The 9,986-nt window shown below is 73.0% G+C and carries 9 protein-coding genes; 7 read left to right on the top strand and 2 right to left on the bottom strand.

Annotated features, from left to right (window positions below; all coding sequences use genetic code 11):
- Positions 1–107 precede the first annotated feature (107 nt).
- On the bottom strand, positions 108–1,619 hold the full coding sequence (der, locus tag BH719_RS00675) for a ribosome biogenesis GTPase Der (RefSeq protein ID WP_009399863.1): 1,512 nt from the start codon (positions 1,617–1,619) through the stop codon (positions 108–110).
- A gap of 59 nt (positions 1,620–1,678) precedes the next feature.
- The gene (locus tag BH719_RS00670; protein WP_021615046.1) at positions 1,679–3,259 is read right to left on the bottom strand and encodes a UDP-N-acetylmuramoyl-L-alanyl-D-glutamate--2,6-diaminopimelate ligase; all 1,581 of its coding nucleotides are present in this window, start codon (positions 3,257–3,259) and stop codon (positions 1,679–1,681) included.
- 81 nt (positions 3,260–3,340) lie between these two features.
- Here BH719_RS00670 and pepN point away from each other — a divergent pair, with 81 nt between their 5' ends.
- The 7 genes from pepN (at position 3,341) to BH719_RS00635 (ending at position 9,874) form a co-directional block, all read left to right on the top strand.
- Complete coding sequence (gene pepN / locus BH719_RS00665) at positions 3,341–5,911, top strand: aminopeptidase N (RefSeq protein ID WP_009399861.1); 2,571 nt, start codon at positions 3,341–3,343, stop codon at positions 5,909–5,911.
- The gene (locus BH719_RS00660) at positions 5,908–6,750 is read left to right on the top strand and encodes a DUF881 domain-containing protein (protein ID WP_009399859.1); all 843 of its coding nucleotides are present in this window, start codon (positions 5,908–5,910) and stop codon (positions 6,748–6,750) included. The genes pepN and BH719_RS00660 overlap by 4 nt, the downstream gene beginning before the upstream one ends.
- Positions 6,747–7,079: a small basic family protein gene (locus BH719_RS00655; protein ID WP_009399857.1), complete on the top strand. Its 333-nt coding sequence runs from the start codon at positions 6,747–6,749 to the stop codon at positions 7,077–7,079. Before BH719_RS00660 ends, BH719_RS00655 begins: the two co-directional genes overlap by 4 nt.
- Positions 7,076–7,864, top strand: a complete 789-nt coding sequence (locus BH719_RS00650; RefSeq protein ID WP_009399856.1) for a DUF881 domain-containing protein — start codon at positions 7,076–7,078, stop codon at positions 7,862–7,864. Before BH719_RS00655 ends, BH719_RS00650 begins: the two co-directional genes overlap by 4 nt.
- Before the next feature lie 115 nt (positions 7,865–7,979).
- Positions 7,980–8,414: an FHA domain-containing protein gene (locus BH719_RS00645; RefSeq protein ID WP_009399854.1), complete on the top strand. Its 435-nt coding sequence runs from the start codon at positions 7,980–7,982 to the stop codon at positions 8,412–8,414.
- Positions 8,415–8,422: 8 nt separating this feature from the next.
- Entirely contained in the window at positions 8,423–9,193 is a 771-nt protein-coding gene (gene ftsR, locus BH719_RS00640) for a transcriptional regulator FtsR (protein WP_009399852.1), read from the top strand.
- Between the two features lie 117 nt (positions 9,194–9,310).
- Positions 9,311–9,874, top strand: coding sequence for a MerR family transcriptional regulator (locus BH719_RS00635; RefSeq protein ID WP_009399850.1), 564 nt, complete (start codon positions 9,311–9,313; stop codon positions 9,872–9,874).
- The last annotated feature ends 112 nt before the right edge of the window (positions 9,875–9,986 follow it).

Here is a 9,986-nt window from a genome sequence, read left to right as displayed (position 1 = left end):
CGCCGCGTCCTGCGCCGTGTTGAGCCGGCGCGGTCCGCCGCGGAACCGCCTCCCCAGCGCGTCGAACCCGGCAGCCCCGCCGGGGGCGGATCCGCGCCGCGCCCCGCTCACCTCCTGCGGCGCTCGCGCACCCGCACGGAGATGCGGATGGGCGTGCCCGCGAAACCGAAGGCCTCGCGCAGGCGCCGCTCGATGAAGCGCCGGTACCCAGGATCCAGGAAGCCCGTCGTGAACAGGACGAAACGGGGGGGCTTGGAGGAGGCCTGCGTGCCGAAGAGGATGCGCGGCTGCTTCCCGCCCCGCAGCGGGTGCGGGTGGGCGGCCACCAGCTGCCCGAGGAACGCGTTGAGGTGCCCGGTGGGGATGCGCGTCTGCCAGCCCTCCAGGGCCGTGTCCAGGGCCCGCACGATCCGGTTCGTGTGCCACCCGGTCCTGGCCGCCAGGTTGATGCGCGGGGCCCACTGTATCTGCACGAGGTCCCGCTCCAGCTCGCCGCGGAGCGCGCGCTGGCGCTCCTCGTCGACCAGGTCCCACTTGTTCGTGACGACCACCAGGGCGCGCCCGGCGTCGATGACCTGCTGGACGACGCGCACGTCCTGCTCGGTGAGGGGCTCGGAGCCGTCGATGAGGACCAGGGCGACCTCGGCCTTCTCGATGGCCGCCTGCGTGCGGATGGAGGCGTAGTAGTCCGCGCCCGTCGTGCGGTGCGCCTTGCGGCGGATCCCGGCGGTGTCGACGAACCACCAGGGGCGCCCGTCGAGCTCGATGAGCTCGTCGACCGGATCGCGGGTGGTGCCGGCCAGCTCGTTGACGACGACGCGCGAGGACCCGGCCAGCGCGTTGAGCAACGACGACTTGCCGACGTTGGGCCGCCCCACCAGGGCGACGCGCCTGGGCCCGCCCGAGGGCGGGGCGGGGGCGTGCGCCGACTCGTCGGGCAGCACGGCGGCGACGGCGTCGAGCAGGTCCCCCACGCCCCGCCCGTGCAGCGCGGACACCGGGTGGGGCTCGCCCATGCCCAGCCCCCACAGGTAGGCGGCGTCCGCCTCCTGCACCGCGGAGTCGACCTTGTTGGCCGCCAGGACCACGGGCTTGCGCTTCGCGCGCAGCATCGTGACGATCCTCTCGTCCGATGCGGTGACTCCGACGGTGGCGTCCAGCACCAGCACGACCGCGTCGGCCAGGTCGACGGCGGTCTCCGCCTGCTCGGCGACCGACCGGTCCAGGCCCTTGACGTCGACTTCCCAGCCGCCCGTGTCCACGAGGGTGAAGTCGCGGCCCGCCCACTCGGCGGGGTAGGAGACGCGGTCGCGGGTGACGCCCGGGGTGTCCTGGACGACCGCCTCGCGCCTGCCGAGGACGCGGTTGACCAGCGTCGATTTCCCGACGTTGGGCCGCCCGACGACGGCGAGGACCGGGAGCCCTGGCCGGGTGCCCGCGTCGTCGTCCTCCGACGGGGGGGAGTCGAGCAGCGCCAAGTCCTCCTCGTCCAGTTCGAACTGGTCGAGGGAGGCGCGCATCGCCCGCGCGCGGGCCTCGTCGTCCTGCCCGCCGCCCTCCCCGGGCGCGGCCGGGGCGCCGTCCGCTTCGGTTCCGTGAATGGGGTAGTGGTCGCTCACCGGCCCAGTTTACGTGGAAAACCCGCCCCGGGCGCGGGGCGCGGCAACGGCGCGCCGCCTCACACGTGGGAGCGCAGGTCGCACTCGAGCACCTCGCGGGCGACGGGCACGTCGTTGTAGCGGTGCTTGATGCCCTCGACCTCCTGGTACCACTCCGCGCCCTTGCCGGTGATGATCACCGTGTCGCCAGGCTGCGCGGCCAGGATCGCACGGCGCACGGCGTCCCGCCTGCACGTCACCACCTCGGTGACGTCGGCCATGGAGGGCCGCTGGGAGGCGATGCCCCTGAGCAGGTAGTCGCGGATCGACTGGGGGTCCTCGGTGCGCGGGTTCTCATCGGTGACCCACAGGACGTCCGCCCCCGCCGCGGCGATCCCGGCCAGGTGCTCGCGCTTGGAGGCGTCGCGGTCCCCGTCGGTGCCGAACACGATGTGCAGCCGCCCGGCGGTGAGCTCGCGCGTGGAGCGCAGGGTCCACTCCAGCGCCTCCGGGGTGTGCGCGTAGTCAACGACCACCAGCGGCTGGTTGCCGGGGACGGGGTTGACCTTCTCCATCCGCCCCGGGATCTGGGGGGCGGCCTCCAGCGCGCGCAGCGCCCCGTCGAGGGGGACGCCCGCGGCCACGGCGGACACCAGGGCGACGGCGGTGTTCTGGACGTTGACCTCGCCCAGGATCGGCATGCGGACCTCGTGGCCCGTCCCGTCCGGGTCCACCAGGGTGAAGACGGTGCGGCCGATGGAGGGGTCGGGGTGGGCGGCGCGCACGCGCCAGTGCGCGGGGGCGTCCGTCAGGGCCGACACGGTCGTGACGGGGATCGGGGCGGAGGCGGCGAGGCGACGGCCCCACTCGTCGTCGACGCACACGACTGCGCGCTTGGCGTGCTCGGGGGTGAACAGCAGCGCCTTCGCGTTGAAGTAGCCCTCCATGTCCCCGTAGTAGTCCAAGTGGTCGTGCTGCAGGTTCGTGAAGGCGGCGACGTCGAAGACGACGCCGTCGACGCGGTGCAGGCTCAGGGCGTGCGCGGAGGTCTCGATGACCGCCGCCCCCTCCCCGCACTCGCGGGCCAGGGCCAGGAAGCGCTGGACGACGGGGGACTCGGCGGTGGTGCGCTCGGCCTCGAAGGACACCGGCCCCACCCGGGTCTCCACCGTGCCGCACAGCGCGGCCCGCGGGTGGACGGCCGCCAGGGCGGCGCGCATCAGGTAGGAGGTCGTGGTCTTGCCGTTGGTGCCCGTCACCGCCAGGGTCACGAGGTCGCGGGCGGGGTGGCCGTAGACGGCGGCGGCCAGGGCAGCCACGTGGGAGCGCGGGTCGTCGACGACGACGACCGGCAGCCCCAGTCCCTCGGAGACGGCCCGGCTGGCCCCGGCGGCGTCGGTGAGGACCGCGACGGCCCCCGCCTCCTTCGCGGCGCGGGCGAAGCGGATCCCGTGCTGGGACAGGCCGGGGATCGCGACGAAGAGCCACTGGGGCTCGCAGTCGTCGGAGGAGACGGTGACGCCCGCGATCCGCGTGCCCAGGTCCGCCCAGGCGGTCTCGGCGCCGTCGGGGCCGTAGGCGGCGCGCACGGCGGAGCCGGGGAGGACGCTGGTCAGGGGCACGGCGGGGGTGGAGGGGCGGATGTCTGTCACGGAGCTCATGGCCACCACTCTAGTGCCTATCGCGGACGGTAAACGTGTCGCGATGCCCTGGCGCTGCGCCCTGGGCATTAGAATGGGGACATGCAGATCCTGTCACGCAACGAAGCATCTGACCGAAGTGGGAACATTGAGCTCTCCTCCGTCGACGTCACGGTGGATGTCTCCGGCGCGCCGGAACTCGCCCGCGAGGACTACCCCGTCACATCGCGCCTCGCGCTCACCACCGCCGCCCCCCGCCTGTTCATCGACGTGGCCGGCCGGGTGGACGCCGTGCGGATCGACGGGGAGGACCGCGCCTTCACCGCGGAGGAGGACCGCGTCTGGATCGACGGCGTCCCCACGGGCGCCCCCGTCGAGATCGAGGTCGACGCCCGCTGCCGGTACTCGCGCACGGGCGAGGGGCTCCACCGCTACCAGGACCCCGAGGACGGGCTGGTCTACCTGTACACGCAGTTCGAGCCCAACGACGCCCACAGGGCGTGGCCCTGCATCGACCAGCCCGACGTCAAGCCCCGGTGGACCTTCCACGTCACCGCCCCGGCGGGGTGGGTCGTCTCCTCCAACGGGCCCCTGGACGCCTCCGAGGAGCTGCCCGGGGCCCCGGACTCGGTGCGCCACGACTTCGGGACGACACCGCCCCTGTCCAGCTACATCACAGCCCTCGTCGCGGGCCCGTGGGCGGTCGTCGACGGCGGCCACTGGCAGGGCGGCGCGGCCGACGGCGGGCACGCGGATCTGCGGCTGCGGCTCATGTGCCGCAAGGCGCTGGAGCCCTTCATCGACTCCGACGACATCCTGGAGGTGACCCGCGCGGGCCTGGACTTCTACCACGCGCGCTACGGGACCACCTACCCGTGGGGCACCTACGACCAGGTGTTCGTGCCCGAGTACAACCTGGGCGCCATGGAGAACCCCGGCTGCGTGACCTTCAACGAGACCTACCTGTCGCGCACGGCCCCCACCCTCTCCGAGCGCCAGCGCCGCGCCAACACGATCCTGCACGAGATGTGCCACATGTGGTTCGGGGACCTGGTGACCCCCGCGTGGTGGGACGGCCTGTGGCTCAAGGAGTCCTTCGCGGAGAACCAGGGCGCCACAGCCGCTGCCGCCGCGACCCGCTACAGGGGGGAGTGGGCGAGTTTCGCGGTGAACCGCAAGGCCTGGGCCTACGAGCAGGACCAGATGCCCACCACGCACCCCATCGCCGCGGACATCCCCGACGTGGCGGCCGCCAAGACCAACTTCGACGGCATCACCTACGCCAAGGGGGCCGCCGTGCTCAAGCAGCTGGTCGCGTGGGTGGGCGAGGACGCCTTCTACGCCGGCGCGCGGCGCTACTTCCAGGACCACGCCTTCGGCGCGACCCGCCTGGGGGACCTGCTCGCGGCCCTCGAGGCCGCCTCGGGGCGCTCCTTGGAGCAGTGGAAGGGCGCGTGGCTGGAGACCACCGGCCCCTCCGTCCTCTCCGCGTCGTGGTCGACCGGCCCCTTCGGCGAGGTCACCGACTTCACCCTGCACCAGAGCGGCGGCGTCCTGCGCCCCCACAGGCTCGTCGTCTCCACGTGGAAGTTCGGCGGCGGGCGCCTGGAGGCCACGCACAGCTTCGACGTGCGCATCGAGGGGGAGTCGGCCCCCATCGACCCGGAGGGGGCCCTCGCCCACCCGGGCGGGGCCGCCGAGGTGGACATGGTGGTCGTCAACGACCAGGACCTCACCTACGCCGTGTCCCGCCTCGACCCCCATTCCACGGACGTGGCGCTCGCCTACGCGGGCACCTGCCCGGAGGCGATCACCCGGGCCGTCGTCTGGGCGGCGCTGTGGAACGCGCTGCGCGACGGACTGGTGGATCCCCGGCGCTTCGTCCAGTCCGCCCTCGTCGCAGTCGAGTCCGAGGCCGAGCCCGCCGTGCGCGACCGCCTGCTCGCGCTCGCCCACTCCGCCATCCGGGACTACCTGCCCGGAGGCGCCCGCCAGGGCCTGCGCGAGCTCCTGTCCGCCGCGACGATCCGCTACGCCCGCGAGACCGGGGACGCCGACGCGGCGCGGGCCTTCACCCGCGCTTTCATCACCGAGTTCGAGGCCTACGGCCCCGGCGCCTTCACGGAGCTGGTGCGCGGGTACGCGGCCGGGGACGACATCGACCTGGCGTGGCGCGCCCGTTGCGCCCTGGCCGCCCGCGGCTTGGTGGACGCCGATGGCATCACCGCGTGGCGGGACGCGGACGGGTCGGGCGAGGCGCAGCGCCACGCCGCCCGGGCCCTGGCCTCCCTGCCCGACGCCGACTCACGGGCCGCCGCGTGGGAGTCCGTGTTCTCCGGCGCCCTGTCCAACGACATCCTCTCGGCCACCCTGGCGGGGCTGGCCGCCTCCTCGTGGGAGGGCGATGCGGGCACCGGCGCGGCCATCGACCGGATGGAGGAGTTCTGGCAGTCCCACACGATCGGCATGTCGCTGCGCTACGTGCGCGGCGTGCTCGCCGTGGGCCTCGACATCGACAGGCCCGGCACCGTCGCCCAGACCCTCGACGCGCTGCGCGCTTGGCTCGACTCGCACGAGGGGGCGCCCGCCCAGTTGCGGCGCGTGGTGGTGGAGCACTGCGATTCCTACGAGCGCTCCCGCCGCGTCCAGGAGGCGTGGAAGGAGGACCGGTGAGCGGGGGAGGGGACCGCGGGGAGGACCGGGCCCCCGGCGGGGGGACGGCGCCGCGCGACCCCGCGGCCTCGATGTCGCTGCTCACCTCCCTGCTCAACAACCCGCTGGACGCGGGCTACGTCGCCCACGGGCCGCGCGAGTCGGGGGCCGCCCGCACCGTCATGGGGCGCGCCCTGGTGGGGGCGGCGGCGCTGGCGCTCGGTTTCGCGTCCGCCATCACGGTGCGCTCGCTGCGCTCCGTCCACACCGACGCCGTCAAGGACCAACTGCGCGGCCAAGTCGCCGCGCAGCAGAGCGCCGTCGCCGACCTGCAGGGCCAGATCCAGTCCCTGTCATCCTCCGTGGCCTCCTACGCCGGGCAGTCCGGCGCCGCCGGGGACGCGCCCGCCCTCACCCTGGAGAACTCCGCGCAGCCCGTCAGCGGGGACGGCCTGGTCGTCACGCTGGCCGACCGCGCGGGCCGCACCGGGCGCGGCAGCGGCCTGGTGCGCGACCAGGACATCGCCATGGTCGTGAACGCGCTGTGGGCGGCGGGGGCCGAGGCGGTCAGCGTCAACGGCCAGCGCGTGGGCCCCGGCACCTTCATCCGCACGGCGGGCCCGACGATCCTGGTCAACATCACGCCGGTGGCGTCGCCGTACTCCGTGGCGGCCATCGGCGACGCGAACGCGATGTCCGTCGCACTGGTGCGGGGGGCCACCGGGGACTACCTGTCCAGCGCGCAGTCCGTCAACGGCATCACCGTGCGCACCGAGACCGCCTCCGGGCTGGCGATGCCCGCCCTGGAGCAGCTGCCGCGCAAGTACGCCCGCCCCAACGACCAAGGAGGAGCCCAGTGATAGCAGTCATCGGCCTCGCCGCGGGGATCGTCCTCGGACTGATCGTGGACCCCGCGGTGCCCACCTGGCTCACGCCGTTCCTGCCCGTCGCCGTCGTCGCCGGCCTCGACGCCCTCTTCGGGGCCGCCCGCGCGTGGCTGGAGGGGAGCTTCCACGACCGAGTCTTCGTCATGTCGTTCTTCTGGAACGTCGTCGTCGCCTGCCTGCTGGTCTTCCTCGGCTCGCAGCTGGGCGTGGGCTCGGCGATGACCACGGCCGTGGTCGTCGTCCTGGGCATCCGCATCTTCTCCAACACCGCGTCGATCCGGCGCCTGATCTTCAACGCGTGACCATGGACGAACCCACCCCCGCCCCCACCGCCGAGGAGCCCGCCGGGCCCCACGGCCCCCACCACGACCACTTGGCCCACCGCCTGCGGGAACGCGCCCACCGCGCTTTCTGGGCGGTCCCGCGCGGACCGCACGCCGTTCTGCTGGTCATATGCATGGTCCTGGGGTTCGCCCTGGTCACGCAGGTGCGCTCGCAGCGCCAGGACCCCATAGACTCCCTGTCCGAGCAGGACCTCGTGGTCCTCCTCGACGAGCTCACCACCCAGGAGCGGGGGCTGCGCACGAGGCGCGCCGACCTGCAGGACCGGCTCAGCGCCCTGCAGAACGCCGCTTCCCAGCAGGAAGCCCGCGACGAGGCCGCCCAGAACGCCCGGGTGCAGGCGGAGATCAACGCCGGCACCGTCGCCGTCCACGGGCCGGGCGTCGTCATGCGGATCTCGGATCCGGCGGGGGCGCTCACCACCGCGCAATTCGTCATGACGCTGGGGGAGCTGCGCAACGCGGGGGCCGAGGCCATCGAGCTGAACGGCAACCGCCTGTCCACGCGCTCGTCCTTCACCAGCGCGGACGGGCGGATCAGCGTCGACGGCACGGCCATCGACCCGCCCTACGAGTGGAAGGTGATCGGCTCGTCGCAGACGATATCGACGGCGCTGGAGATCCAGGCCGGCTCCGCCTCGCAGATGAGGGCCAAGGGCGCCGTCGTGTCCATCGACCCCGTCGACGACGTCGTCATCGACTCCCTGGCGGTGCCGCTGAGCCCGCAGTACGCGTCCTTCGGCTGAGGCCGCGCTTCCCGCCAGCGGACGGCCCGGCGGCTATGCCCTCCGCCCCCATGCCCGTTACACTGGAAACAAGCAACGGAAACAGCCTTCGACAACGTAAATTACGGAGCCCGCCATGGAACCCCAGCAAGACTTCGACCCCACAGCGACATCGGTTTTCGGCATCACGCCCGTCCCCGATGACATCGAGGAAGCGCCGGTGGTCCTGTCGGCCAGGGACCGCGAGGCGGTCAACGCCCTCCCCGCCGGCTCCGCGCTCCTCATCGTCCAGCGCGGCCCCAACACGGGCGCCCGCTTCCTGCTGGACCCGAACGTGACGAACGCCGGGCGCTCGCCCAAGGCCGACATCTTCCTCGACGACGTCACCGTCTCGCGCAAGCACTGCCAGTTCATCGCCGACAACGGCGGGCACATCGTCCGCGACTCCGGCTCCCTCAACGGCACCTACGTCAACCGCGAGCGCGTCGACCAGGCGCGCCTGAGCGCGGGTGACGAGGTGCAGATCGGGAAGTACCGCCTCACCTACCAGCCCTCGCCCCAAGAGGCGTGAGGGGCGCTATGGCGAACGCGGCCCGCGCCTTCGAGCCGGTCGACGACGAGGCTCCCCCCGGGCGGGGCGCCGGGCCCTGGCCCCAGGGGGCGAGCAGGGCGCCCTCGTTCTCCATCGGCAGGGTCGTCGAGTCGTTGAGGGCCGAGTTCCCCGCCGTCACGCTTTCGAAGGTGCGGTTCCTGGAGGACCAGGGCCTCGTGCGCCCGGCGCGGACCGGGGCCGGCTACCGCAAGTACTCCGAGGCGGACGTCCAGCGCATCCGTTTCGTGCTGACCGAGCAGAGGGACTCCTTCACGCCCCTGCGCGTGATCGGCGAGAAGCTGGCGGCCCTCGACGCCGGGCACGACCCCGGCCCCTCCCGCAAGGCGCAGGTGGTCGCCTCGGAGGGAAGGGTCGTGTCCACGCAGGGCAGGCGCTTCATCCCCGCCTCCGACCTGTGCGACCTGACCGGCGTGGACGTCGACACTGTGACGCGGTACGCGCGCCTGGGGCTCATCACCCCGGACCTGGCCGGGTACTTCCCCTCGCGGTGCGTCCAGGTGGTCGCCCTGCTCGCCCGGATCGAGTCCCTGGGCGTGGACGCGCGCGTCCTGCGCACCGTGCGCACGGGAGCCGACCGCAACGCCGACATCATCGACCAAGCGGTGTCCTCGACGCGGGCCCGGGGCCGCAGCGCCGACAAGGAGAGGGCCTCGGCGCGCTCCCTGGAGCTGGGGGAGGCCGTGGCCGACCTGCACCGGGAACTGCTGCGCGTGTCCCTGTCGCAACTCGCCGAATAGGCGAGTGAGTTTCAACCTATAGTTGAGGGTGAGGCCCTCCGCGTGGGTCGTTGACCCGGTGGGCGCCAGCCTCTAGCGTATTGAATGGATCAAGAACGTGAACACAAGGAGCCACCAGTGAGTGCCGAGCCTTTACACGCCGACGCAGCGCGGCAGGGCATGCTCTTCGGCGACCCCCTCGAAGGGCTCGACACCGATGACATGGGCTACAGGGGCCCCATCGCCTGCTCCGCCGCCGGGATCACCTACCGCCAGTTGGACTACTGGGCGCGCACGGGCCTGCTGCAGCCCTCCATCAGGGCGGCCCGCGGCTCGGGCTCCCAGCGCCTGTACTCCTTCAAGGACATCCTGGTCCTCAAGATCGTCAAAAGGCTGCTGGACGCGGGCGTGTCCCTCCAGCAGGTCCGCGTCGCGGTGGGCACCCTGCAGAACAGGGGAGTGGACGACTTCGCCTCCATCACGCTCATGAGCGACGGCGCCTCCGTCTACGAGTGCACCTCCACCGACGAGGTGATCGACCTGCTCCAGGGCGGGCAGGGCGTCTTCGGCATCGCCGTCGGGCGGGTCTGGCGCGAGGTCGAGGGGTCGCTCGCGGAACTTCCGATCGAGCGCCCGGACGACGGGGCGTTCGTCGACGAGCTCGCCCAACGGCGCAGGCAGAGGATGTCCTCGGCCTCCTGAGATCCCGCCGCCCAAGCGGCGCCGCAACCCGATCACCCACGCGCCCGTCGGCACCGCGCCGACGGGCGCCGCCGTCCCTGGCGCCCCGGGCCGCGCCGTGCGATGGCAACGG

This window comes from Pauljensenia hongkongensis, assembly GCF_001746855.1.
In the GTDB taxonomy this organism is placed as follows: Bacteria; Actinomycetota; Actinomycetes; order Actinomycetales; family Actinomycetaceae; genus Pauljensenia; species Pauljensenia hongkongensis.
Note: the sequence above shows the minus strand (reverse complement) of the source record. Positions and strands in the feature narration are given on the sequence as shown.